Origin of the sequence: Gilliamella sp. B2889 (assembly GCF_026536885.1) — a bacterium.
Taxonomy (GTDB): Bacteria; Pseudomonadota; Gammaproteobacteria; order Enterobacterales; family Orbaceae; genus Gilliamella; species Gilliamella apicola_E.
In genome coordinates, this window is record NZ_JAFNNF010000001.1 from 125459 (window position 1) to 149347 (window position 23889).

The 23889-nt window shown below is 33.1% G+C and carries 25 protein-coding genes and 1 other RNA gene; 19 read left to right on the forward strand and 7 right to left on the reverse strand.

The features are described 5' to 3' along the window. Positions 1-68 precede the first annotated feature (68 nt). From J3U09_RS00585 to J3U09_RS00595, 3 genes are all read right to left on the reverse strand, one after another. Positions 69-1130, reverse strand: a complete 1062-nt coding sequence (locus J3U09_RS00585) for an alpha/beta fold hydrolase (protein WP_267356662.1) — start codon at positions 1128-1130, stop codon at positions 69-71. A 260-nt stretch (positions 1131-1390) separates the two neighbouring features. Further along, positions 1391-1897, reverse strand: coding sequence for a ubiquinone anaerobic biosynthesis accessory factor UbiT (gene ubiT / locus J3U09_RS00590; RefSeq protein WP_267356664.1), 507 nt, complete (start codon positions 1895-1897; stop codon positions 1391-1393). After that, positions 1898-3526, reverse strand: coding sequence for a Na+/H+ antiporter (locus J3U09_RS00595; RefSeq protein WP_065562106.1), 1629 nt, complete (start codon positions 3524-3526; stop codon positions 1898-1900). It abuts the gene before it with no gap. Positions 3527-3676: 150 nt separating this feature from the next. Between J3U09_RS00595 and recO the strand changes: the two genes are divergently transcribed. Continuing rightward, positions 3677-4369, forward strand: a complete 693-nt coding sequence (gene recO, locus J3U09_RS00600; protein ID WP_267356666.1) for a DNA repair protein RecO — start codon at positions 3677-3679, stop codon at positions 4367-4369. 94 nt (positions 4370-4463) lie between these two features. Here the strand turns inward: recO and J3U09_RS00605 are convergent, their stop codons facing one another. Then, positions 4464-5195 carry a hypothetical protein gene (locus J3U09_RS00605; RefSeq protein WP_267356668.1) on the reverse strand — a complete coding sequence of 244 codons (732 nt, stop codon included), beginning with the start codon at positions 5193-5195 and terminating at the stop codon, positions 4464-4466. 274 nt (positions 5196-5469) lie between these two features. On the opposite strand from J3U09_RS00605, the gene thrS reads away from it, so the two are divergent. The 10 genes from thrS (at position 5470) to J3U09_RS00655 (ending at position 15872) form a co-directional block, all read left to right on the forward strand. Next, positions 5470-7395, forward strand: coding sequence for a threonine--tRNA ligase (gene thrS / locus J3U09_RS00610; protein ID WP_065562103.1), 1926 nt, complete (start codon positions 5470-5472; stop codon positions 7393-7395). 27 nt (positions 7396-7422) lie between these two features. Further along, entirely contained in the window at positions 7423-7962 is a 540-nt protein-coding gene (gene infC, locus J3U09_RS00615) for a translation initiation factor IF-3 (protein ID WP_065562102.1), read from the forward strand. A gap of 83 nt (positions 7963-8045) precedes the next feature. Beyond that, positions 8046-8243, forward strand: a complete 198-nt coding sequence (gene rpmI / locus J3U09_RS00620) for a 50S ribosomal protein L35 (protein ID WP_034882133.1) — start codon at positions 8046-8048, stop codon at positions 8241-8243. A 31-nt stretch (positions 8244-8274) separates the two neighbouring features. Further along, complete coding sequence (rplT, locus tag J3U09_RS00625) at positions 8275-8628, forward strand: 50S ribosomal protein L20 (RefSeq protein ID WP_024496189.1); 354 nt, start codon at positions 8275-8277, stop codon at positions 8626-8628. A 204-nt stretch (positions 8629-8832) separates the two neighbouring features. Further along, a complete protein-coding gene (gene pheS, locus J3U09_RS00630) occupies positions 8833-9816 on the forward strand; it encodes a phenylalanine--tRNA ligase subunit alpha (protein WP_267356671.1) in 984 nt (327 codons plus the stop codon). 16 nt (positions 9817-9832) lie between these two features. Beyond that, entirely contained in the window at positions 9833-12220 is a 2388-nt protein-coding gene (gene pheT, locus J3U09_RS00635; RefSeq protein ID WP_267356673.1) for a phenylalanine--tRNA ligase subunit beta, read from the forward strand. Positions 12221-12225: 5 nt separating this feature from the next. Beyond that, positions 12226-12519, forward strand: coding sequence for an integration host factor subunit alpha (locus tag J3U09_RS00640; RefSeq protein WP_034882129.1), 294 nt, complete (start codon positions 12226-12228; stop codon positions 12517-12519). A gap of 140 nt (positions 12520-12659) precedes the next feature. After that, positions 12660-12755: signal recognition particle sRNA small type (gene ffs / locus J3U09_RS00645), an RNA gene on the forward strand. A gap of 205 nt (positions 12756-12960) precedes the next feature. Beyond that, on the forward strand, positions 12961-13830 hold the full coding sequence (gene htpX / locus J3U09_RS00650; protein ID WP_267353245.1) for a protease HtpX: 870 nt from the start codon (positions 12961-12963) through the stop codon (positions 13828-13830). Between the two features lie 101 nt (positions 13831-13931). Further along, positions 13932-15872: a peptidase U32 family protein gene (locus J3U09_RS00655; protein ID WP_267356675.1), complete on the forward strand. Its 1941-nt coding sequence runs from the start codon at positions 13932-13934 to the stop codon at positions 15870-15872. 327 nt (positions 15873-16199) lie between these two features. Here J3U09_RS00655 and J3U09_RS00660 read toward each other — a convergent pair whose 3' ends face one another. Both J3U09_RS00660 and J3U09_RS00665 read right to left on the reverse strand, forming a co-directional pair. Continuing rightward, complete coding sequence (locus J3U09_RS00660; RefSeq protein ID WP_267356677.1) at positions 16200-17033, reverse strand: zeta toxin family protein; 834 nt, start codon at positions 17031-17033, stop codon at positions 16200-16202. A gap of 5 nt (positions 17034-17038) precedes the next feature. Continuing rightward, a complete protein-coding gene (locus J3U09_RS00665) occupies positions 17039-17266 on the reverse strand; it encodes a hypothetical protein (RefSeq protein WP_267353248.1) in 228 nt (75 codons plus the stop codon). Positions 17267-17436: 170 nt separating this feature from the next. On the opposite strand from J3U09_RS00665, the gene J3U09_RS00670 reads away from it, so the two are divergent. Together J3U09_RS00670 and J3U09_RS00675 are read left to right on the forward strand one after the other, a co-directional pair. Further along, positions 17437-17721 (forward strand): hypothetical protein, encoded by a 285-nt coding sequence (locus tag J3U09_RS00670; protein WP_267356678.1) that lies wholly within the window; start codon positions 17437-17439, stop codon positions 17719-17721. A 3-nt stretch (positions 17722-17724) separates the two neighbouring features. Then, positions 17725-18663 carry a zincin-like metallopeptidase domain-containing protein gene (locus J3U09_RS00675; protein ID WP_267356679.1) on the forward strand — a complete coding sequence of 313 codons (939 nt, stop codon included), beginning with the start codon at positions 17725-17727 and terminating at the stop codon, positions 18661-18663. Between the two features lie 73 nt (positions 18664-18736). Here J3U09_RS00675 and J3U09_RS00680 read toward each other — a convergent pair whose 3' ends face one another. Then, complete coding sequence (locus J3U09_RS00680) at positions 18737-18880, reverse strand: hypothetical protein (protein WP_267356680.1); 144 nt, start codon at positions 18878-18880, stop codon at positions 18737-18739. Between the two features lie 84 nt (positions 18881-18964). Here J3U09_RS00680 and J3U09_RS00685 point away from each other — a divergent pair, with 84 nt between their 5' ends. The 6 genes from J3U09_RS00685 (at position 18965) to J3U09_RS00710 (ending at position 23855) form a co-directional block, all read left to right on the forward strand. Then, positions 18965-19249 (forward strand): hypothetical protein, encoded by a 285-nt coding sequence (locus J3U09_RS00685; protein WP_267356681.1) that lies wholly within the window; start codon positions 18965-18967, stop codon positions 19247-19249. A gap of 3 nt (positions 19250-19252) precedes the next feature. Continuing rightward, the gene (locus J3U09_RS00690; protein ID WP_267356683.1) at positions 19253-20191 is read left to right on the forward strand and encodes a zincin-like metallopeptidase domain-containing protein; all 939 of its coding nucleotides are present in this window, start codon (positions 19253-19255) and stop codon (positions 20189-20191) included. A gap of 261 nt (positions 20192-20452) precedes the next feature. Beyond that, entirely contained in the window at positions 20453-20737 is a 285-nt protein-coding gene (locus tag J3U09_RS00695) for a hypothetical protein (RefSeq protein ID WP_267356685.1), read from the forward strand. A gap of 3 nt (positions 20738-20740) precedes the next feature. Then, the gene (locus J3U09_RS00700; protein ID WP_267356687.1) at positions 20741-21679 is read left to right on the forward strand and encodes a zincin-like metallopeptidase domain-containing protein; all 939 of its coding nucleotides are present in this window, start codon (positions 20741-20743) and stop codon (positions 21677-21679) included. Between the two features lie 371 nt (positions 21680-22050). Further along, a complete protein-coding gene (locus J3U09_RS00705; RefSeq protein WP_065562825.1) occupies positions 22051-22764 on the forward strand; it encodes a helix-turn-helix domain-containing protein in 714 nt (237 codons plus the stop codon). Between the two features lie 47 nt (positions 22765-22811). Further along, positions 22812-23855, forward strand: a complete 1044-nt coding sequence (locus J3U09_RS00710; RefSeq protein WP_267356689.1) for a YdgH/BhsA/McbA-like domain containing protein — start codon at positions 22812-22814, stop codon at positions 23853-23855. Positions 23856-23889: the final 34 nt, after the last annotated feature.

Below are 23889 nucleotides of genomic sequence, written 5' to 3' on the forward strand. Positions count from 1 at the left end.
TATTGGAAGATAAGCTCAAATAAAAAAGTGAATATAATAATATATTCACTTTTTTTAATCCTCCTAAATTAATAATAATTATCGAGTTCTTTTAGAAATATTTTTAACTCTTCTATCCATAATTCAGCATTCATGGTTGTACCATGGCCTCGGGTCTTATCACTTGCTGGAATTAGATAATATTTAGCAGCAACAACATCCTTGAGGGCTTTTTCCATTAAACCTGTGTTTGGTGGATTTCTTTCATCATCTTCTGAATTGATAACTAACATAAATGCTTTAATTTTTGTTAGCTCTTTTGTTGGATCAAAGTTTCTGGCTGCATCCCATTGATATAAGAAATCATTCGCGTCCATTGTTGTTCGTTCTTTTAATTTATTTGCTAATATTTCTTCTGTTTTCTGGGTGCTATAAGCGTTATTCTGCCAGGCAATATCACCTCCGTTAGTCGCGATATCGTAGTAATTATAAACAGTTTGGAATTTTTCAGGTTGTTTGCTATAAAAGCCATTATTCCAATCAGAATCGTCTTTAATTGAATTAATGATCATCTTTCTCATTATCCAATTTCGACTAGACATTGGCGCAGGGGTTGCTGCCATTGCAATTGCTGCTTTCATGTAATTAGGATACATAGTTACCCATTGCCATGTATTCATTCCACCCATCGAGTTACCAATAATAAGTTCAAGATGATCTATATTTAAACCTTTTTTCAAAAGTAGGTATTGAGCATTAACCATGTCGGTATAATCATAATGAGGAAAGTTTCCTTTCAAACCGTCAGAGGGTTTCGAAGATTGACCTGTACCAATAGCGTCAGGCAATATTATGAAATATTTTTCAGCATCCAACGGCATTCCTTTATCGAATAAGGCATGACCAAAACTGTCATTAAGCATTGAATCTCCATTGCCAGTTGTGCCATGTAAAACTAATACTGGCTTTCCTTTAGGGTCGCCGATAGTGACATAATGAATTTTCAAATTTTGAATTGTGTTACCATCATTAAATTTAAATCTTTCAATAATATAATCACCTTCTTTTCGGTTATAGAACTCGGAACAATATCCTTGCGATACGAAAACAAGAAAAATAAAAAATAGTAGCGCTTTTTTTATATTATTCATATGTGGCTCTCTCCTTCATAATTACGTTATGAATCATATGTGTAAGAGATAGGGTAGGAAGGTAATATTTACGTTGAATGAATTTTTTCCAACGTTAGTTTCTATAATAATTTATTAAATGATAGTCATCCAATAAAAATACGTTTATTTACATTAAATAATTAAATTTGAATATGAATTTTAAGTATAAACGGAAAGTTCTTTAAGTTAGTAAAAAGGGAATTATCAATTCCCTTTCTTGAAGTTATTTAATAGAATTTTTAGTCTTTGGGTGCGCTTTCGATGATATCAGCTAGCTTTTCGAGAGTTAATCTTAAGAACCTTGGCATAGCTTCGATTTCAATCGAGTCCATTAAGTTTTTTACATAGAGCCCTAATTCAGTATCGCCTTCAACAATGAGTCGGCGTTGAAAGAATAATGTATCAGGATCTTGCCGTCTAGTTGCTATCATTATTAAGTCATTGGCATTGCCGATGAAGCTTACATCAGGTATTTCTTCACGGCTAACCACAAGTTTGTTATCAATTAAGCTGACAAACCAGACTAATTGAAGATCGATAACTTGGATTTTGAGCCAACGATTTTCTAAAAAATCTAGCTCGCCATCTTCAAGTGAATGTTTGAATTGCAATTGTAATAATTGTTCAATAGCTCTTTTTTTTACGCTAAAGGGTATACATTGTAATGTCATACCCAACATTTGTGGCGCTTTATCGACAAATTGTGAATGAATTCTTCCTAGAAATTGGTGTTTATTGCCAATCATTTACGCATCTCCAGAGATCATCTTCTCATAAATATCTAAATCGGTATTTAGATGCTCGAAAACTTCTTCACTAACTTCATCACGAACTTTCATTTGAAGTAATGCGGTGCGCTCCGCCCCAATTGCAACTAAACGCATACGTCTTTCTAGATTTTCAGCTTCAAGAGCTTTTTGTTCTAAATCTTTTAAGCCAGTTCGACGTCTTAATGAACCTATAACACGTGAACCAACTTCGTGGATAATTTCTTGATCTAGGCCTTCTTCAGACGTTTCTTGTAAAAGGCTAGTTTGCATTTTTTCAAGACTAACGATAGCTTCTTCAGCCATTTGTCCTTTTACGGTTAATATTTCGTTGTCTTGTTCGGAGTTATCCAAGATCACGCTACCACGTAATAAAATTGGTAACATGATAATAGCGGATATTAATGATACTAATATAATACCAGCAGCAATAAATACGAGTTGATATCTGCCCGCAATGGTTATTGGAATAGATAATACACCGGCTAGTGTTATCGCTCCGCGGACACCAGCAAAAGTAGATATCCATAAATCACGTGTGGTATATGAATTAAATGCTAATGGACGCTTTGTGCCAAATGGCATTGTTGGCATTTTTTTCATAGCCCAAAGCCAAGCAAATCGAGTGCCCATTAATACTATAAAAACGAACAATACAATTAAGCATAGTTGCCATAATTCAATTGATGCATCGGTTTGGTTTTCAGCAAATGTATTTTTTAAAATACTTGGAAGCTGAATACCTAATAGAACAAAAACAAATCCATTGAATACGAACGTTAACATTGACCATGCACTATCAGATTGTAAGCGAGTTGTTAAAGGTGCATTACGCATCATTCCTGAGTGGTTAACTGTCATACCAGCACTTACTGCAGCTAAAATACCGGAACAGTGACATTCTTCAGCAATGATATAAGCGGCAAATGGTAGTAAGAATAATAGTACGATTTGGATTGCGGGATCATTGTTTGTCAGTTGGTTTATTTTACGCAAAATACGAGCATATAACCAAGTGAATATCACCCCAACAGCTAATCCACCTAAAGCAACCACGAAAAAGGATATACTGATTTGTAATAAGTTGAATTCAAATGCACCAGCAGCAATTGCAAGTGCAAATTTTAAGGAAACAAGGCCAGAAGCGTCATTCATTAAGGCTTCACCTTCAATGATTTCCATCTTCTCTTTTTCAATTCGTCCTTTACCGACAATACCACTAAGTGCGACGGCATCGGTAGGTGATAATACTGCTGCTAATGCAAATACGGCTGGCATTGAAATATCTGGTAGCATCCAATGCAGTAAGTAACCCAGAGCAACAATTGATATAACCACTAGAACCAATGCTAGCCCTACAATTTCTCGTACATTATGAACAAAATCTTTTACAGAAGTTTTACGTCCATCAGCAAATAGTAAAGGAGGAATGAACAGTACAAGAAATAGGTCTGAGTTAAACTCTAAATAAATACCTAATGCGGCAAGAATACTACCTAGTAGTATTTGCATTAGAGGCAATGGGATCTGTATTGGTAACATTTTTATAATGACACCAGAAAGTGATACAATTAATACTATTAGTAATATTGTTGAAAATAGTTCCATAGCTACTCTTTTAGTTATCCCATATATAGTTATCTATTATATAGGATTTTTAAGAATATTTCAGGTTAAAATTGTATAAAATCACTCAAATTTTAAGCAATCTCTATTATTGATCAAAAAAAGTAATAATTTAATTGATGGGCAGGTTAGATGGAAAATTGGCGAAGAGCATTTGTATTACATACCAGAACATACAGTGAAAGCAGTTTGCTAGTCGATTTATTCGTTGAAAATGTTGGGAAAGTAACCATTTTAGCAAAAGGTGCTAGGCGTAAACGCTCTGCATTAAAAGGTGTTTTACAACCTTTTACTCCACTAATTGTTCAATATTCAGGTCATGGAGAAATAAAAACTTTACGTCAAGTTGAGGCTGTTTCCCTTACTTTACCTCTTGTTTCTGTTTATTTATATAGCGCCTTTTATTTAAATGAACTATTACACCGTGTTTTAGTCGCCGAAACCGAAATAACTACGTTGTTTGATGATTATCTAGCAAGTATACAACAATTAGCCCAACAAGTTCCTGCTGAAAACGTGTTACGAGCATTTGAATTGGCCTTACTTGAAAATTTGGGCTATCACGTTGATTTTTTTCATTGCAGTGCAACAGGTGACGATATTGTTGAATCTATGCATTATCAATATATTTCAGAAAAAGGTTTTATTTGTAGTTTGTTACAAAATAGTACCGCTTTCACTGGTGAAGAAGTCTTAGCTTTAGGGGAAAGGCAATTTCACAATATCGATACACTTAAAGCGGCAAAACGTTTTACAAGGATGGCGTTAAAACCTTATGTTGGTGCAAAACCATTTAAAAGTAGAGAATTATTTTTAAAAATATAATTTGTATTTTTTACTTAATTTAAAAGGGACTTAATGTAAAATGTATCAGATCTATTCCGTCAACAATGTTGACGGAAAGATGATTAATCATAAATTAATAAACCGGAGGTTTGGCATAATTACCATTATCAGCAGGAAAAGCATTTGGACTTAATTTTTGATAGTTTCTACTATTATCTTCTAACTGAAATATTGCCGTGCCTATTACACCTATATTTGTTGCTGAACCTTCACTATTATGATTAGCATAAGCACTAGAGCTGTCAGAAAAAGTAAAAGCAGCTACTTCATTATTACTTTTACGGAAGCCTTCAATCACAAGTGTGTCATATGGTCTCAAAATATAGCCATTGTTTGATAATGAACCAGCTTTACCATTAATAACGTCTAATCCATCAATAGTTGCTACAATTTCATAGGTATTAGAAGAGTAATTACGATAGAATAATCGGTAACTTTGTCCTACTTTACCTTGTAACTTAACGTTGTTATTTTGTTTAGTTAATGGCCATTTTTTGCCACGATCATCAAGGAAAGCCATACCAATTCTGCCATTATTCAACATAACTTCTGAAATTGCTTTTCCATTATATTGATGTGCTGAATAATTGATAGTAATAATATCAATAGGGTAAAAACTGGTGCGTTTCATACTTACTTGCTGAACATGCGATTCAATGCCATCTCCCCATTGAGTCCCTAAGCTTTTATTAGCACTTTCTGTAACAGTATTAGATGATGCAACACCACTATTACGATAAGATTGGCATCCAGTTACAATTAAAGTTAATAAAGATAAAATAGCGATAAAATATTTTGTATGCATTACTTTCATATTCCTTTATATATTATGTAGTTAAACATATTTATCTTAATACATTATATTATTATATATAATATTTTTTTGCTGGCTATGTTTCATTTCAGCTATTTATAATTAATTATGACTAATTAAGTGTTATTAAATTATTATAATAAAATCTGTGATAAACCCTCGGTATTCTATTTAAAATCCTTAAGATAAGTGGTAGTATACACAACTATTTTTTATGTACGCATGTGCGCTTTCGTGTGGCGCACCACTGTTATAAGGATTTATTATGCCAATTATTACTCTTCCTGACGGAAGTCAACGTCAATTTGATAAGCCTGTTACTGTTTTAGAAGTTGCTCAAAGTATTGGAGCTGGTCTTGCCAAAGCATGTATTGCTGGGCGAGTAAATGGTGAACGTAAAGATGCTTGTGATTTAATTGAGCAAGATTCAACTTTATCTATTATTACATCAAAAGATGAAGATGGGCTTGAAATAATTCGTCACTCTTGCGCTCATTTGTTGGGGCATGCAATTAAACAACTTTGGCCAAATACGCAAATGGCAATTGGTCCAACGATTGATAACGGCTTTTATTACGATGTCGATTTAGATCACTCTCTAACTCAGGAAGATCTTGACGCTCTAGAAAAGCGTATGCATGAATTGGCTAAGAAAGATTATGAAGTTATAAAAGAAGTAGTAAGTTGGGAACGTGCTAGAGAAGTATTCTGGGAGCGTCATGAACCATATAAAATTGCTATTTTAGATGAAAATATTCCAAAAGATTCTACTCCTGCACTTTATCACCATGAAGAATATATTGACATGTGCCGCGGACCTCATGTGCCGAATATGCGTTTTTGCCATCATTTTAAATTACAAAAAATTGCTGGAGCATATTGGCGGGGTAATAGTGATAATAAAATGTTACAACGTATTTATGGTACAGCATGGGCTGATAAAAAACAACTTGATAGTTACTTACAATTTTTAGAAGAAGCAGCTAAGCGAGACCATCGTAAAATTGGTAAACAGCTAGATTTGTATCATATGCAGGAAGAAGCACCTGGTATGGTGTTTTGGCATAACGATGGCTGGATTATTTTCCGTGAACTTGAGGTTTTTGTTCGCACTAAACTAAAAGAATACGATTATCAAGAAGTGAAAGGTCCATTTATGATGGATCGGGTTTTATGGGAAAAAACAGGTCACTGGGGTAACTATAAAGAGTTGATGTTTGTTACTTCATCTGAAAATCGTGAATACTGTATTAAACCGATGAACTGCCCTGGGCACGTTCAAATTTTCAATCAAGGTTTAAAATCTTATCGCGATTTACCACTAAGAATGGCTGAGTTTGGTAGTTGTCACCGAAACGAACCGTCAGGCTCATTACACGGTTTAATGCGTGTTCGCGGTTTTACCCAAGATGATGCACATATCTTTTGTACTGAGAACCAAATCCGCAGTGAAGTTAATAACTGTATCAAAATGGTTTATGACATGTATAGCACATTTGGTTTCAAAGACATTACTGTTAAATTATCAACTCGTCCTGAAAAACGTATTGGTAAAGATGAAACTTGGGACTTAGCCGAGAAAGATTTAGCAGAATGTTTAACTGAAAATGGTATTGAATTTGAGTATTTACCTGGCGAAGGTGCATTTTATGGGCCAAAAATTGAATTTACGCTTCATGATTGCTTAGGTCGTGCATGGCAATGTGGTACAGTCCAGCTCGACTTTATGTTACCAGAAAGATTAGATGCAACTTATGTAGGTGAAGATAATGAACGTCATGTTCCAGTTATGATTCACCGAGCGATTTTAGGTTCGATGGAACGTTTTATGGGAATTTTGACTGAAGATTGTGCAGGATTCTTCCCAACTTGGTTAGCACCATTACAAGTGGCCGTTATCAATATCACCGATAATCAAGCTGATTATGCGAAACAATTAACCAGCCAATTACAAAAAGTTGGTATTAGAGCAAAAGCAGACTTGAGAAATGAGAAAATAGGGTTTAAAATTCGTGAGCATACTCTAAAACGTGTTCCTTATATGTTTGTTTGTGGAGACAAAGAAATGGAATCAGGAACAATTTCAGTTAGAACACGCCAAGGTAAAGATCTTGGTAGCTTTGAAGTGAAACATGTTATAGAATTATTGCTTAATGAAATTCATAGTCGTTCATTAGAACAGATGAATTAATGATAAATTACTTTGGAGGAATGAGATATTAAAGTCAGTAAGCGAATTCAGTCAACACGCGCGCACAAAATTAACGATGAGATTACAGCTCGCGAGGTGAGGTTAACCGGCGTCGATGGTGAACAGCTCGGTATTGTTAGCTTAGATGAAGCTTTAAAACAAGCTGAAGAAGCAACGTTGGATTTAGTTGAAATAAGTCCTAATGCAGAGCCACCTGTTTGTCGAATTATGGATTATGGCAAATTCCTCTATGAAAAGAGTAAAGCAACAAAAGAACAGAAGAAGAAGCAAAAGGTTGTTCAGGTTAAGGAAATTAAATTCCGACCTGGTACAGACGAAGGCGACTATCAGGTAAAACTCCGCAGCCTGATACGCTTTCTTGAAGATGGCGATAAAGCCAAAGTTACGTTGCGTTTTCGTGGACGTGAAATGGCTCACCAACAGTTAGGTATTGAAATGCTTGACCGCATTAAAGAAGACTTAGCTGATTTGGCGGTTATTGAATCTTATCCAACTAAGATTGAAGGTCGTCAAATGATTATGGTGTTAGCGCCGAAGAAAAAGTAATGGTTTTTCAAGTTAATTTTTAGTTTCTGAAAATTACACCATTATTTTATTTTTATTAACAATGCGAAGTGGAAATTTATAAAATGCCTAAAATTAAAACTGTAAGAGGCGCAGCAAAGCGCTTTAAAAAAACAGCTTCTGGTGGCTTTAAGCATAAACAAGCTAACAAGAGCCATATCCTAACTAAAAAATCAACTAAGCGTAAACGTCATTTACGTGGTTTGACTACTGTGTCAAAAGGCGATTTAGGTTTAGTAGTGGCGTGTGTTCCATACGCTTAATTATTGATTAATTTTTTAGAGGATATAGTTTATGGCTCGTGTTAAACGTGGTGTTATTGCTCGTGCACGTCACAAGAAAATTTTAAAACAAGCAAAAGGGTATTATGGTGCTCGTTCACGTGTATATCGTGTTGCTTTCCAAGCAGTAATTAAAGCAGGACAATATGCTTATCGTGACCGTCGTCAACGTAAACGTCAATTCCGTCAATTATGGATTGTACGTATCAATGCTGCTGCTCGTCAATGTGGTCTTTCTTATAGTCGTTTCATCAACGGTTTAAAGAAAGCTTCAATTGAAATCGATCGTAAGATCCTTGCAGATATTGCAGTATTTGATAAAAATGCATTCGCTGCATTAGTTGAAAAGGCAAAAGCTGCACTTTAATAGCTTTATAAGAGCCGAGTTATCTCGGCTTTTATGTTTTATAAAAAGATTATTTAAGAGTTAATTATGAATTTAGTTATTTTTCGTTTCTTTTTTAGCTTCAATAATGCTATTCGTTCGTGAGGCAAATAAAAAACGAAAAATAATTATAAAAGCCTCAGAAGAGGCTTTTTTTATGTAATAAACAATAAGCAGGAGAACTGTATGTCTCAATTAGTTGAACTGGTAAGCAATGCCAAATCCGCTATTGAAAATGCTAATGATATTAATACCATAGAACAAATTCGAGTGGAATATTTTGGTAAAAAAGGCTATTTTACAATGCAGATGGCTTCTTTACGTGATGTTCCCGCTGATGAACGCCCCGCTGTAGGTCAGAAAATTAATGATGCTAAGCAACAAGTTGTTGAGTTATTAAATCAGAAGCGTAACTTTTTAGAGCGTCAGGCTCTTAATGCAAAATTAGCAAATGAAACAATTGACATTACATTACCAGGTAAGTCGCTAGAATTAGGTGGTTTACATCCAGTTACTAAGACAATTAATCGTTTAGTTGAATTTTTTGGAGAACTGGGCTTTGTTGTTGAGACTGGACCAGAAATCGAGGACGATTATCATAACTTTGATGCATTAAATATTCCTGCTCATCATCCTGCACGTGCTGATCACGATACATTTTGGTTTGATGCAAAACGTTTATTACGCACACAAACTTCTACAGTTCAAATAAGAACAATGGAAAATCAAAAACCGCCAATCCGAATCATTGCTCCAGGTAGAACTTATCGTAATGATTATGATCAAACGCATACGCCAATGTTTCACCAAATGGAAGGGTTATTGATAGATAAAAATGTAAGTTTTACCCATTTGAAGGGGTTATTGCATGATTTTCTTCATTGCTTTTTTGAGGATAATATGGAAATTAGATTTAGACCTGCATATTTTCCATTTACAGAACCTTCAGCAGAAGTGGACATCAAGGCTAAGAATGGCAATTGGTTAGAAGTTTTAGGATGCGGTATGGTTCATCCTAATGTATTACGTAATGTTGGAATAGATCCTGAAATATATAATGGTTTTGCCTTTGGTATGGGAATTGAAAGGTTAACTATGTTGCGTTACGGTGTCACTGATTTGCGTTCTTTCTTTGAAAATGATTTACGTTTTTTAAAACAATTTAATTAATTCTGGAGATCAAAACATGAAATTTAGTGAAAGTTGGCTACGTGAATGGATCAATCCAGAAATTAGTAGCGAAATGTTAGCCGATCAATTAACCATGGCTGGACTAGAAGTCGATGATGTTGAAAAAGTTGCTGGTGATTTTTCAGGTGTCGTTGTTGGAAGGGTAGTTGAGTGTAAACAACATCCTAATGCCGATAAGCTCCGTGTAACTAAAGTCGATATTGGCAAGCCTGAATTACTGGATATTGTTTGTGGTGCACCAAATTGTCGTCAGGGTTTAACTGTTGCTTGTGCAACAATTGGGGCTGTTCTACCAGGTGATTTTAAAATTAAAGCCGCCAAATTACGTGGTGAACCTTCAGAAGGTATGCTTTGTTCTTACTCTGAATTAGGAATATCTGAAGATCATAGTGGCATTATTGAATTGCCTGATGATGCACCTTTAGGGCAAGATATCCGAAAATATCTAAATCTTAATGATGTTATGATTGAGATTAGTGTTACGCCTAATCGGGCTGATTGTTTTGGTATCATTGGTGTTGCCCGAGATATCTCTGCAGTTAACAATATTCCAATGAAACAACTTAATATTGAAAGTGTTCCAGCAACTATTGCTGATACTGTGTCAATTGAAATAAATGAACCTAAAGCTGCGCCACGTTATCTTGGTCGAGTAATAAAAAATATTGATGTTAATGCAACAACACCACTTTGGATGAAAGAGAAATTACACCGTGGTGGTATTCGCTCAATTGATGCCATTGTCGATATTACTAATTATGTGTTATTAGAATTAGGTCATCCGATGCATGCATTTGATTTGGCGCAAATCGATTCAGGAATTATTGTTCGTTATGCTCATCAAGATGAAAAACTTGTTTTATTAAACGGGAATGAAGTAAAACTAAACGATAAAACACTCGTTATTGCTGATCATCAAAAAGTATTAGCAATGGCTGGTATTATGGGGGGAGAAAAATCTAGCGTAACAACTTCCACAAAAGATATCTTCCTTGAATCAGCTTTTTTTGCACCATTAGCAATAACTGGTAAAGCTCGTGAATATGGTTTACATACTGATGCTTCTCACCGTTATGAACGTGGTGTTGATCCTTATTTACAATTATCTGCTATGCAAAGAGCAACTCAATTAATTGTTGATATTTGTGGTGGTGATGTAGGTCCAATCTCTGAAATTACAAACGAAAAAGAGCTTCCTTCTCAAGCTACAATTCAACTACGTAGACATAAAGTGGATCAAATTATAGGTTATGTAATTGAAACTCAAAAAATTACAGACATTTTAGTTAGATTGGGCTGTGAAGTTTCTTATAATGAAAATGTTTGGACTGTTAAATCACCAAGTTGGCGATTTGATTTGCAAATCGAAGAGGATTTAATTGAGGAAGTTGCGCGAATTTATGGCTATAACAATATTCCTAATGTAAATCTGAAAATAGAATCTGTAATGAAGCCAAAACCTGAAAATATAGTCCCTTTGTCTAGAGTAAAAAATTTATTAGTAGATAAAGGTTATCAAGAGGCGGTGACTTATAGTTTTGTTGATCCTAAAATTCAACAACTTCTTCACCCAGAGCAGCATCATATTACATTACCTAATCCTATTTCGAGTGAAATGTCTGTTATGCGTTTATCATTATGGTCAGGATTATTAGATGCTGTAATATATAATCAAAATCGCCAACAATCTCGGATGAGATTATTTGAAACTGGCTTACGTTTTATTCCAGATGATTCATGTGAATTTGGTGTTCGCCAGGAATTGATGCTTGCTGGTGTTCTTACTGGCACTCTTTATGAAGAGCATTGGTCATTACCTAAACAAAATATTGATTTTTATGATTTGAAAGGGGACTTAGAGTTACTATTTTCTCTTTTAGGTTGTAATGAAAAAATTGTCTATCAGAAATCAGAGCTTGATACATTACATCCTGGACAAAGTGCTGCTATTTACTTAAATGGCGAGCTTATTGGTAATTTTGGTGTTTTACATCCAGAAATTGAAAAAAAATTATCTTTAAATAGTAAAACGCTTGTTTTTGAAATAAATTTAGATAAAATTAATGATAAAAGAGTACCAGTTGCTCATGAGTTATCTAAATATCCGTCTAATAAGCGAGATATTGCTGTAGTTGTATCTAACACAATACCAGCAGCAGATATTATTTCTGAGTGTAAACATGCTGGTGGTGAACAACTTGTAAGAGTTAATTTATTTGATGTATATCAAGGTGAAAACATAGATAAAGATCAGAAAAGCCTTGCTATCAGTTTGATTTTACAAGACAAATCACGTACACTAGAAGAAGAAGATATAACAAACATTGTAAGCAAGTGTGTTATTGCTTTACAAAACCGTTTCAATGCCCTATTAAGAGAATAATAATTATGACATTAACTAAAGCTGATATTGCAGATCGTCTTGCCGATAAATTTGATATTGATCGTCAAGAAGCTAAAGTCCTAGTTGAACTTTTTTTCGAAGAAATTCGTGTTGCTTTAGAAAAAGGTGAACCAGTTAAACTCTCTGGATTTGGTAATTTCGCTGTTCGTGATAAAAATTCACGACCAGGTCGTAATCCAAAAACAGGCGAAAGTGTTGATATCTCAGCTCGTCGAGTTGTCACATTTAGACCAGGTATTAAATTTAGAGAACGAATTGAGAAAAATTTAACGCTATAGTTAAACATTTTTAAATTTCGTTTGATATGTAATAGCCTTCCTGTTGTTATTACAAGATAGGAAGGTTAGTTCTTTTTTCGTTATAAATATTGTAATAATTTGCTAATTAAAGCATAATAACGCCTCTCCAATGGAGGCTCTATGGGTCCTCTTGCAACATTTTTTTGCTCATCAGGTCAGGTCCGGAAGGAAGCAGCCAAAGTAAAAAATATGTGTGTGGGATGTGGCTGATAGGGTCTCCTCCAAAATTCTCTAAATTAATATTGCTTTTAACTTACCATTGTTTTTAATGGCTATTAAATAGTCACTTAATTTATCCTTTCAAAATTTCATATTAAAGAGGTTGTAGAGATGCAACATTTTTGCGATCATATATCAAATTTTATTTATCTTCTTAAGTAAAATTATTCATATTAGAAAAACAGTAATGAGGAATTATTTATGATGCGAGTTGGATTATTTATCCTAACTAACTTAGCTGTTATGTTTGTATTTGGTATTATTTTAAGTATTTGTGGCGTTGATGCTCATAGTACATTAGGATTACTTATATTTGCAGCTATATTTGGTTTTGGTGGGTCTTTTATTTCACTTCTTTTATCTAAAAGAATGGCTTTAAGTTCTGTTGGTGGGAAAATAATTACTAATCCTCGCAACGCTCAAGAGCAATGGCTTTTAGATGTAGTTAATCGTCAAGCAAATGAATTGAAATTAAAAACACCACAAGTTGCGATTTATCAAGCAGAAGATATAAATGCTTTTGCAACCGGAGCAACTAAAAATAATTCTCTCGTAGCTGTTAGCTCGGGTCTTTTAGCCGCTATGACTCAAGATGAAGCTGAAGCTGTAATTGGACATGAAATGAGTCACGTTGCAAATGGTGATATGGTGACAATGGCGCTTTTACAAGGTGTACTTAATACTTTTGTTATTTTCATTTCACGAATTTTTGCTTCAATCGTAACAAAAGCTTTGGAAGATAGAAGTGAAGGATTATCTACTTTTGCTTATTATTTCATCGTAATGATTTTTGAAACTGTATTTGGTATTTTAGCAAGCATCATTGCTATGTGGTTTTCACGTTATCGAGAGTTCCATGCTGATGCAGGCTCAGCGAAATTAGTAGGGTCTACTAAAATGATTGCTGCTTTAGAAAAATTAAAATTGAGTCATGAGCCAAGTGAAGAAGCATCAATTTTGGCATTCTGTATTAATGGTGAGAAGAAAGCTAGATTTTCTCAACTATTCTTATCTCATCCACCTTTAGATAAACGTATTGAAGCATTGCGTAATCAATCTAATATTATTTAATAAATAATATTTAAAAACTTCCATGGCAAATATTAATTGTATTTGCCATTTTTTAATTAAAATTTAATATACCATCCTAATATTTTCTCAGAGAATCTCTCATGTATAGGCAACACACAACTAAATTAGAATTACTTAGCCCCGCAAAAAATATAGAAATTGCAAAAGAAGCTATTTTACATGGAGCTGATGCTATTTATATTGGCGGTCCTCAATTTGGTGCTCGTCATAATGCTGGTAATTCAGTAAGTGATATTGCTAAACTAGTAGAATTTGCTCATCATTTTTACTCTAAGGTTTTTGTAACTTTAAACACAATTCTTCATGACAATGAGCTTGAAGCTGCAAGGCAATTAATTTGGCAATTATATAATGCTGGGGTGGATGCTTTGATAGTTCAAGATATGGGAATATTAGCTATGGATATTCCACCAATCGATTTACATGCTAGTACCCAAATGGATATTAGAACGCCAGAAAAAGCTAAATTTCTTTCCGATGTAGGTTTTTCTCAAATAGTTTTAGCGAGAGAATTAAATTTAACCGAAATAGCAAACATACATCAACAAATTGATGCAAATATTGAATTTTTTATTCATGGCGCATTATGTGTTGCATTTTCTGGTCAATGCTATATTTCTCATGCACAAACGGGGCGAAGCGCTAATCGAGGCGACTGTTCTCAAGCTTGTCGATTGCCATTTACATTAAAAGACGAACAAGGTCGCATCGTCGCTTATGAAAAACATCTTTTATCAATGAAGGATAATAATCAGTCTGATAATTTAATAGAGTTGATACAAGCCGGAGTGAGATCTTTCAAGATTGAAGGCAGATACAAAGATTTGAGTTATGTTAAAAATATAACCGCATTTTATCGTAAAAAATTAGATAATATTTTAGAAAAAAACACAGATTTTGTTGCTGCATCGAGTGGCAAAACTGAACACTTTTTTACCCCGGATCCAAATAGAACATTCCACAGAGGATCTACCGATTATTTTGTTCGAGGTAGACAAGCCAATATTGGTGCATTTGATTCACCCAAATTTATTGGCTTAACAATTGGTGAAATTATAAAAATTACTAAACAATCTATCGTAATAAAATCAGAACAAGCGTTAACTAATGGTGATGGATTAAATGTTTTAATCAAAAGGGAAATTATAGGTTTTAGAGCTGATAAAGTAGAAAAAATTGGTAATAATCATTATCAAGTATTTCCTAATGAAATACCTAAAGCATTATATTCTATAAACTTACCTTATCAAATTAATCGCAATTTAGATCATTATTGGCAACAAATTTTATTAAAAGAATCTAGTTGTCGTCGTATCGGTGTAACATTTAGGCTTAAAAATATAGCAAACGGTTTGGAGTTAATTGCATCAAGTGAAGAGGGTAGTAGCGTTAAAATTGAATTGAAAGGCCCATTTGAGCTAGCTATGCAACAGGATAAAGCTCTCAATAATATAAGAGATAGTTTATCTAAGTTAGGTCAGACAACCTATTATTTAGCGGAGTTAATTATTGATTTAAACCAAGCTTATTTTGTTCCCAACAGTCAATTAAATCAGTTAAGACGAGATATTATTGATAAATTAACTCTAGAACGATTAAATAATTATCGAAGAAATATTCGTAAACCTCAAGTACATCCAACACCGATATATCCTGAACAACAATTAAGTTTTTTAGCTAATGTTTATAATCACAAAGCTCGTGAATTTTATGCTCAACATGGTGTAAAACTAATCGAAAGTGCATTTGAAGCTCACGAAGTTAAAGATGACGTTCCTTTAATGACTACAAAGCACTGTCTAAGATTTGCATTTAATTTATGTCCAAAACAAGCTAAAGGGATTCAAGGAGTTAAAACTAAAGTAACACCAATGAAATTAATTCAAAATAATAATGAAGAATTAATTTTAAAATTCAACTGTAAAGCTTGTGAAATGCAGGTTTGGGGCAAAATCAAAAAACATATTTTAAAAATTCCAGTACTTGGTAGTGAAGTTATTTTACTGATAAATGACAGCTAACGCGTTGATAATTATTGATTTATATCTCATTAATAAAAAATATTAGCGATAAATAGTAATGTAAAAGGTGTTATTTTTAGTTCGCAATAATGTCATTATTTAACATAATATAGATTATTAGAACCTTAATATTATGATTTTATTAAATATAATTAATTAGGTGCGTAATAATTGAAAATAAGTGATAAATCCTATAACAAATTAATATACTGAACTACACAACACAACGCATTTCACATTATGTATACTAAATTAATTTAACTAATAAAATCAATAGATTGATGGTTTATTTTAAATAAACTTAATTTACTTAAAAATGTATCTACATTATCTTTCCATATCGTTATCTTTTTCGTTATCTTTTATTTGTCTGATCGATTTTTTATTTGCCACATTCTGCTTAGCAGTTTGAAGTAGTTTAGCAAAGCTCTCATCTTGTGATAGTTTATTTTCATCTTTATTAATTTCATTTTGAATAGATATAGATGGTAAACCTTTATCAATCTTGGAATCATAAATTTTTTCTTGTCGATTATAAACGGTTAATGATTCAATTTGCGTTGATTGACTTAGTTTATTCGCATTAACGGGTAAAGCTTCAACAACTTGATCATGCACATTTTTAGGAACATAGCGTGGGATACGTCCTTGTTTTAAAGCCTTTTCATAACGAATATTAACACTTTGCCAACTAACCTCTTTTGGACAAATATGAATCAACACATCAACGCTGTAACCATTATTTTTTAAGTCATTAATTTGTTTTTCTGCTTTATCTATATTTTTGAGTGTGCCATCAATAATAATATTATACTTGGCATCAATAGCTCGTTTTTGTATTTCTTCTTTGATTTCGCTTGCAAATTGATGTGTATATTCTGAAGATTCTTTGCCATATTTTTCATACAATGTTTTGTAGTTTGGGTGACGTTCTCGATAAGAATCTAAGTCAATAATTAGGATGTTATTGCTGTATTCAGTTTGGAGTTTATTTGTAGAGGTAGATTTACCAGCTCCTGGTTGTCCGCCTACAATATAAGCTTTGGGGGGTTGTTGTGATGTCAATTCAGGCTGTTCTATATGAATATCAATCCATATGTCATTAACGATATGATTCTTTTCTTGATTAGATACATGGGATAATTGTTCATTGTTTTTCATATTAATTACTTATATTTATTTTCGATTAACTGGAAAAATTTTAATGCAGCTTCATAATCAATTTCTTCATAAGAAGTATCTGCAATTTTTTTTCTAAATTCTCTTAATTTTTTAATATCTTCTAACATATCTGATGTATATTCATTGCCATAGCCTTTTGCTTTTGAAATGCAAATTCGAACACTATTATACATTTCTTCCCACAAAAACTCTTTTTCGTCAAAAGTCGCCATAAATTTTTCCTTTTCTGTATTAAATTTATAAACAGTTTAGATTATAGAATATATTTTTAATGGCGTCCAAATGAAAAGGCTCCCTATGCTTTCCTTTCCACTTGGACGCCCCTCAAAATTTGGTTATAATTCAGCCGTTAATATCACCAAAACTACGTAAGGAGCGCGATATGCGGGACCAAAAAGAAAGAATTGATAGAATGGAACGACGCTTAAGAAATGAATTTAGACACGCATTAGCGGTAAATTTAATTACACAAGAACAACATGACAACTATCTGCAGGAGCTTAATGAATTAACGTCTTATATTTATGAAAGATATAAAGATAGTTTTACTTTTCGTGCTGAAGATTGGCGTAAAATCAATAACTATTATGAAAAAATCATTGGATTGGATTTTGTTCGTAGTCGAACAAAAGAAGGGTTAGAAGATGACTGGCTTATAGAGATGTAAATAATGACAGCAGACAATATTAATCGACTTTTCGAGCAAATACAGCAAGTTAATAATCAAGGGACTTCAAACTTTACACAAACCAATGCAAACTATCCTAAAAATCCTTATACTCAAGAAGTATATCAAGCAAACGATTTATATTCAGATAGCCACAAAAAAGGGTTTTCAGAGACCCGATGGTTAACTGAGGGTGAAATACAAACTCACAATTTGCAGATAAAACCGGATGAGAAAGATAACTTTTTTGAAAGTGATTTATATAAAGATAATCAGTATTATGAAAATATTAAGTTTTATAATGTAGAACAGCTGGATAAAGCTTCCTTTGATAAACTTCCGCCTGAAATTAAGCCAGAAAAACAGTGGCAGGAAAATTTAAAAGTCGAGCAATTTATAGCAAGTCAGGGAGTAGAGGTATTACATAACAGTGCATCAAACCCTCGTTATAATGCCAAATCACATACTATCCATATGCCCGATAAATCCCAGTATAAGACTGCCGAAGCATACTATAATGATATCTTTCATGAAATCGGACACTCAACCAGTCGGGAATTAGACAGAATACCCAAAACGTACGAACAGGCAGAATTATTTGTCGCCAGAGATGAATTAGTCGCTGAAACATCGGCGATGAAGCTTTGTAATTTAACGCTAATTTCATCAGATAAAACAAACAATTTAGTTTATCTAAAAATATATCTAAAAGAATTTGGTGACGATAAAGATGTTCAGAAGGCAGAGTTAAGCAAGGCATTGACTGAATCAGATAAGGTATTGGCATTAACCAAAAGTAAATATTTAACGGCTAAAAAACAGCTCACGACAATATCAAGTAAAATGTTAAATCAGACATTAGATACTCCAGGGAGAAATTTAGCAGAAAAATCTATTATTAACCAGAAAACAATATCGCAAGACATGGAGCTGGGAGATTAAACGATAAATTATCGTCATAATTACTTAATCGGAATTCACTCTTTAATTTTTATATACAGTATTATTTACTTTTTTATGTTAATAATTGAATAGTATTGATAATGTCAATAGCAAAGCGAAGGTTGCAGTCACGCAGTGAACGAGCAAGTATTTGGCGTAGTGTATTATTGACAACCCACCAAGTCCAATCCTTTAGAGCCAACGGAAAAGTACACATGGAGAGCCTTTCCACTTGGACAACTTTTAAAAATTGTTTATAATTCAGCCGATAATATCAGCAAAACTACTTAAGGAATACAAGATGCGAGACCAAAAAGAACGAGTTTACAGTATTGAAAGATTAACAAGAAATGAGTTTGAGTACGCATTAGAATTAAATTTAATTACACAAGAACAATATGACAACTATCTTCAGGAGCTCAATGAATTAACATCTTATATTTATGAAAAATATAAAGATAGTTTGGCTTTTTATGATGAAGATTGGATTAAAATCAATAACTATTATGAAAAAATTGTAGCCTTAGATTTTGTCAGGGATTATGTAAAAGAGGCTTTAGAAGACAGTTGGCTTATCGAGATGTAAAAGATGACAGCAGACAATATTAATCGACTTTTCGAGCAGATACAGCAAGTTAATAATCAAGGGACTTCGAACTTTGCACAAACCAATGCAAACTTTCCCAAAAATCCTTATACCCAAGAGGTATATCAAGCTGACTTATTATATGATAAAGGTCATCAAAAAGGATTTTCAGAGACCCGCTGGTTAACTGAGGATGAAATACAAACTCATAATTTGCAAATAAAGTCGGATGAAAAAAATAACTTTTTTGAAAGTGATTTATACAAAAATGGTGAAAAATTGCGAAATATTAAATTTTATAATATAGAACAATTAGATAAAACTTCGTTTGATACACTCCCGCCAGAAATTAAGCCAGAAAAACAGTGGCAGGAAAATCTGAAAGTCGAGCAATTTATAGCAAGTCAGGGGGTTAAGGTTTTACACAACAGCCCATCAAATCCACGTTATAATGCCAAATCACATACTATCCATATGCCCGATAAATCCCAGTATAAGACTGCCGAAGCATACTATAATGATATATTCCATGAAATCGGACACTCAACCAGTCGAGAACTGGGACGAACACCAACGACACCAGTGCAAGCAATAAATTTTTTCAAACGAGATGAATTAGTCGCCGAAACTTCAGCAATAAAACTTTGTGAATTAACGAATGTTAATAACAATAAAACCAACAATTTATCTTATTTAAAAGAGTTTTTAAGCAAATTTGGTGACGATAAGGAAGTTCAAAAAGCAGAGTTAAGCAAGGCATTGACTGAATCAGATAAGGTATTGGCATTAACCAAAAGTAAATATTTAACGGCTAAAAAACAGCACACAACAATATCAAGTAAAATGTTAAATCAGACATTAGATACTCCAGGGAGAAATTTAGCAGAAAAATCTATTATTGATCAGAAAATAACATCGCAAGATATGGAGTTGGGAGATTAAACGATAAATTATCGTCACAATTATTTTATCGAAATTCACTCTTTAATTTTTATACACAGTGTTATTTACTTTTTATGTTAATAATTGAACAGTGTTGATAATGTCAATAGCAAGCTAGGTCGCAGTCACGCAGTAAACTATCGACAACCCACCAAGTTTTATACTTAAGGAACGCATGACGAGCCTTTCCACTTGGACGCCCTCTAAAATTTGGTTATAATTCAGCCGTTAATATCACCAAAACTACCTAAGGAGTGCAGTATGCGAGACCAAAAAGAAAGAATTGATAGAATGGAACGACGCTTAAGAAATGAATTTAGACACGCTTTGGCGGTCAATTTAATTACACAAGAACAACATGACAACTATCTGCAGGAGCTTAATGAATTAACGTCTTATATCTATGAAAAATATAAAGATGACCCAAGTTTTTATCCAGATGATTGGGATAAAATTAATGACTATTATGAAAAAATCATTGGATTAGATTTTGTTCGTAGTCGAACAAAAGAGGGGTTAGAAGATGACTGGCTTATAGAGATGTAAATAATGACAGCAGACAATATTAATCGACTTTTCGATCAAATACAGCAAGTTAATAATCAAGGGACTTCGAGCTTTACACAAACCAATGCAAACTTTCCCAAAAACCCTTATACTCAAGAGGTCTATCAAGCAAACGATTTATATTCAGATAGCCACAAAAAGGGGTTTTCAGAGACCCGATGGTTAACTGAGGGTGAAATACAAACTCACAATTTGCAGATAAAACCGGATGAGAAAGATAACTTTTTTGAAAGTGATTTATATAAAGATAATCAGTATTATGAAAATATTAAGTTTTATAATGTAGAACAGCTGGATAAAGCTTCCTTTGATAAACTTCCGCCTGAAATTAAGCCAGAAAAACAGTGGCAGGAAAATTTAAAAGTCGAGCAATTTATAGCAAGTCAGGGGGTTAAGGTGTTACATAACAGCGCATCAAATCCTCGTTATGATCCCAAATCACATACTATCCATATGCCCGATAAATCCCAGTATGAGACTGCCGAAGGATACTATAATGATATCTTCCATGAAATCGGACACTCAACCAGTCGGGAATTAGACAGAATTCCGAAAACGAATGAACAGAAAAGATTATTTACACCCCGAGATGAATTAGTAGCCGAAACATCGGCGATGAAACTTTGTAATTTAACGCAAATTGCATCGAATAAAAATAATAATTTAGCTTATATTAAGTTTAATTTAGCTAAATTTGGTGACGATAAAAATGTTCAAAAAGCAGAGTTAAGCAAGGCATTAACTGAGTCGGATAAGGTATTGTCATTAACCAAAAGTAAATATTTAACGGCTAAAAAACAGCTCACGACAATATCAAGTAAAATGTTAAATCAGACATTAGATACTTCAGGGAGAAATTTAGCAGAAAAATCTATTATTAACCAGAAAACAACATCGCAAGATATGGAGTTGGGAGATTAAACGATAAATTATCGTCATAATTACTTTATTGGAATTAGAAATTTTATAGAAATTAATAATTTCTATAAAAAACTAGTTCGCATAATCTATATTATGTTAAATAAAGTATATTAAATCAATTAAGTTCATTTATTCGCCACTCACTCTCTATTAACAATTCTAAATCTTTATAAGACTATTCTTTTATCAAGAATTCATTTATATTGTTTAGATTAATTACTTAGTGTAGTTATTTAAAAATTTAATAGTGATTTTCTATTTCTTTTCTTTTTATTGAATAGAAATACAAAAAAAATTGGTCAATTTTTGTTTTATGACAAAATATGGTAACCTTATCACTTCAAATCAACAGCCCTTGTATTTAGGATATTATGCATAGTATTTATAAGACATTACGTTCCAATAGTTATTCTGTTCCGTGCGAATTATGCAGTCTCGGTGGGCTCTGTATTCCGATGTTACTCAATAATACATTAAGTAGTGTTTTAGAACGCAAAAGATCTTATTCAAAAGGCGAAATAATAGTTAAAGCAAAAACGCCATTTAAAAAATTCTTCATCGTTCATTCCGGTGCACTTAAAACATTTGTCACAACTTCTGAAAATAATGAACAAATTAATGGATTTTATCTACCTGGAGATATTGTTGGTTTAGATGCCATTTCAACCAAAGTTTATAACAATAACATTCAGGCATTAAGTAACACACTAATCTGTGAACTGCATTATGATGAATTAATGACATTAATTGATACTAATAAGAATGTTAGAGATTTAATCTTTAGATTATTAAGTGCTGACATTTATAATTATCAAAAATTGGTTCTTTGCTATTCTCAGAAAAAATCAGATGAGCGTCTGGCCACCTTTATTTATTCTCTTTACCTTCGATATCAGCAAAGAGGACATTCTTCTTTAAATATAAAACTAGCAATGAGCCGAGCTGAAATAGCTAATTATTTAGGATTAACGATTGAAACTGTAAGTCGTAATTTATCAAAATTACAAGAGCAAAATATTTTAATAGCTAAAGGTAAATATATTTATATCAATAACTTGGAAGCTTTAATAGATTTAGGAAATTAAATTTATTTATGCTAAAATAACTAAAAATTCATTGTAAGGTTTTTTATATGTTAAGTTTCAAGAAAACAATTATCGCTACAACTGTTGCGCTTATTCCATTTTGTTCTTTTGCTGCTCAGCAATTAACTGAAGAACAAGCAAACAGCATGCAATCTTTTAAAAGCATTACGATTCGAGGTGCTTTTTATACTGATAGCGATTATGTTATGGCTATGTCAAAGGCGGCAGACAATGAAGGAGCTGCTTCTTTTTACATAACAACAACAAATATCAGCCCTTCTAATGATACTTTGCGTATCGTTTATGCAAAATTATACAAAGCAGACGCACCTAAAGCTTTAGAACAACCAGAAACTTTACGTAAATTTGAAGGTGTTTACGAATATCCAAAATCTAAAGCAATTCGCTTAGAACCATTTAATATTGTGCGTATTCGTGGATACTTTCCGACAGATTATGATGTAAATCAAGCTATTGCTAAAGAAGCTTCAGCACAAGGTGCATATGGCTTTTACATAGATTCACGTTCAGAATTAGGCAGTAATATTCAAGTAGCTGCTTATTTATTTAAAAAAGATGCTCCTGAACGTAAATTACAACCTGAAAATGCTATTCCTTACGATTCTGAAGCGGGTCAATTAGCATTAGCTAAAGGTGGAGAAGCTGCAATGCAGGTTGAAAAACCTGGTTATTACTCTCCTTCTGCATTTAACGAGAAATATTATGCAGATAAATTTAATAATAAAGTAATTGATAAAACTACAACAAATTCTGCTGCAAGTAATAAAGTTACAACAACATCAAATACAGAAACAATAAGTACCGTTGCCACTGAACCTCAAAGAGTAACTCGTTACACTGTCACTCTTCCTGATGGGCGAAAAATTCAGGAACTTAACGATGCAACTGCGGCTAAAATGGTTGCCTTTGATACACTGAAATTTAGAGGTTACTACGTTACTGATCAGGAAATTTCATATCAAGCAGGAAAAAGAGCAATAGAAGCTGGGGCTAAATATTATCATATTGCTCGAGTTGCTCATGATTCTAAAGGGCCAAACATCACTGTATTTGTAGATCTTTATAAATAATCAAAATGGGCGCATAAGCGCCCTTCTTTTTTAT

Bases quoted from the DNA above. Each gene is read 5' to 3' on its own strand.
- J3U09_RS00695 (WP_267356685.1), top strand. From the start codon at position 20,453: ATGCGAGACCAAAAAGAAAGAATTGATAGAATGGAACGACGCTTAAGA.
- J3U09_RS00595 (WP_065562106.1), bottom strand. From the start codon at position 3,526: ATGGAACTATTTTCAACAATATTACTAATAGTATTAATTGTATCACTT.
- rpmI (WP_034882133.1), top strand. From the start codon at position 8,046: ATGCCTAAAATTAAAACTGTAAGAGGCGCAGCAAAGCGCTTTAAAAAA.
- J3U09_RS00640 (WP_034882129.1), top strand. From the start codon at position 12,226: ATGACATTAACTAAAGCTGATATTGCAGATCGTCTTGCCGATAAATTT.
- htpX (WP_267353245.1), top strand. From the start codon at position 12,961: ATGATGCGAGTTGGATTATTTATCCTAACTAACTTAGCTGTTATGTTT.
- J3U09_RS00605 (WP_267356668.1), bottom strand. From the start codon at position 5,195: ATGCATACAAAATATTTTATCGCTATTTTATCTTTATTAACTTTAATT.
- J3U09_RS00665 (WP_267353248.1), bottom strand. From the start codon at position 17,266: ATGGCGACTTTTGACGAAAAAGAGTTTTTGTGGGAAGAAATGTATAAT.
- J3U09_RS00710 (WP_267356689.1), top strand. From the start codon at position 22,812: ATGTTAAGTTTCAAGAAAACAATTATCGCTACAACTGTTGCGCTTATT.
- J3U09_RS00705 (WP_065562825.1), top strand. From the start codon at position 22,051: ATGCATAGTATTTATAAGACATTACGTTCCAATAGTTATTCTGTTCCG.
- J3U09_RS00655 (WP_267356675.1), top strand. From the start codon at position 13,932: ATGTATAGGCAACACACAACTAAATTAGAATTACTTAGCCCCGCAAAA.
- J3U09_RS00585 (WP_267356662.1), bottom strand. From the start codon at position 1,130: ATGAATAATATAAAAAAAGCGCTACTATTTTTTATTTTTCTTGTTTTC.
- recO (WP_267356666.1), top strand. From the start codon at position 3,677: ATGGAAAATTGGCGAAGAGCATTTGTATTACATACCAGAACATACAGT.
- J3U09_RS00680 (WP_267356680.1), bottom strand. From the start codon at position 18,880: ATGTGTACTTTTCCGTTGGCTCTAAAGGATTGGACTTGGTGGGTTGTC.
- thrS (WP_065562103.1), top strand. From the start codon at position 5,470: ATGCCAATTATTACTCTTCCTGACGGAAGTCAACGTCAATTTGATAAG.
- J3U09_RS00670 (WP_267356678.1), top strand. From the start codon at position 17,437: ATGCGGGACCAAAAAGAAAGAATTGATAGAATGGAACGACGCTTAAGA.
- J3U09_RS00660 (WP_267356677.1), bottom strand. From the start codon at position 17,033: ATGAAAAACAATGAACAATTATCCCATGTATCTAATCAAGAAAAGAAT.
- J3U09_RS00675 (WP_267356679.1), top strand. From the start codon at position 17,725: ATGACAGCAGACAATATTAATCGACTTTTCGAGCAAATACAGCAAGTT.
- ubiT (WP_267356664.1), bottom strand. From the start codon at position 1,897: ATGATTGGCAATAAACACCAATTTCTAGGAAGAATTCATTCACAATTT.
- J3U09_RS00700 (WP_267356687.1), top strand. From the start codon at position 20,741: ATGACAGCAGACAATATTAATCGACTTTTCGATCAAATACAGCAAGTT.
- pheT (WP_267356673.1), top strand. From the start codon at position 9,833: ATGAAATTTAGTGAAAGTTGGCTACGTGAATGGATCAATCCAGAAATT.
- pheS (WP_267356671.1), top strand. From the start codon at position 8,833: ATGTCTCAATTAGTTGAACTGGTAAGCAATGCCAAATCCGCTATTGAA.
- rplT (WP_024496189.1), top strand. From the start codon at position 8,275: ATGGCTCGTGTTAAACGTGGTGTTATTGCTCGTGCACGTCACAAGAAA.
- J3U09_RS00690 (WP_267356683.1), top strand. From the start codon at position 19,253: ATGACAGCAGACAATATTAATCGACTTTTCGAGCAGATACAGCAAGTT.
- J3U09_RS00685 (WP_267356681.1), top strand. From the start codon at position 18,965: ATGCGAGACCAAAAAGAACGAGTTTACAGTATTGAAAGATTAACAAGA.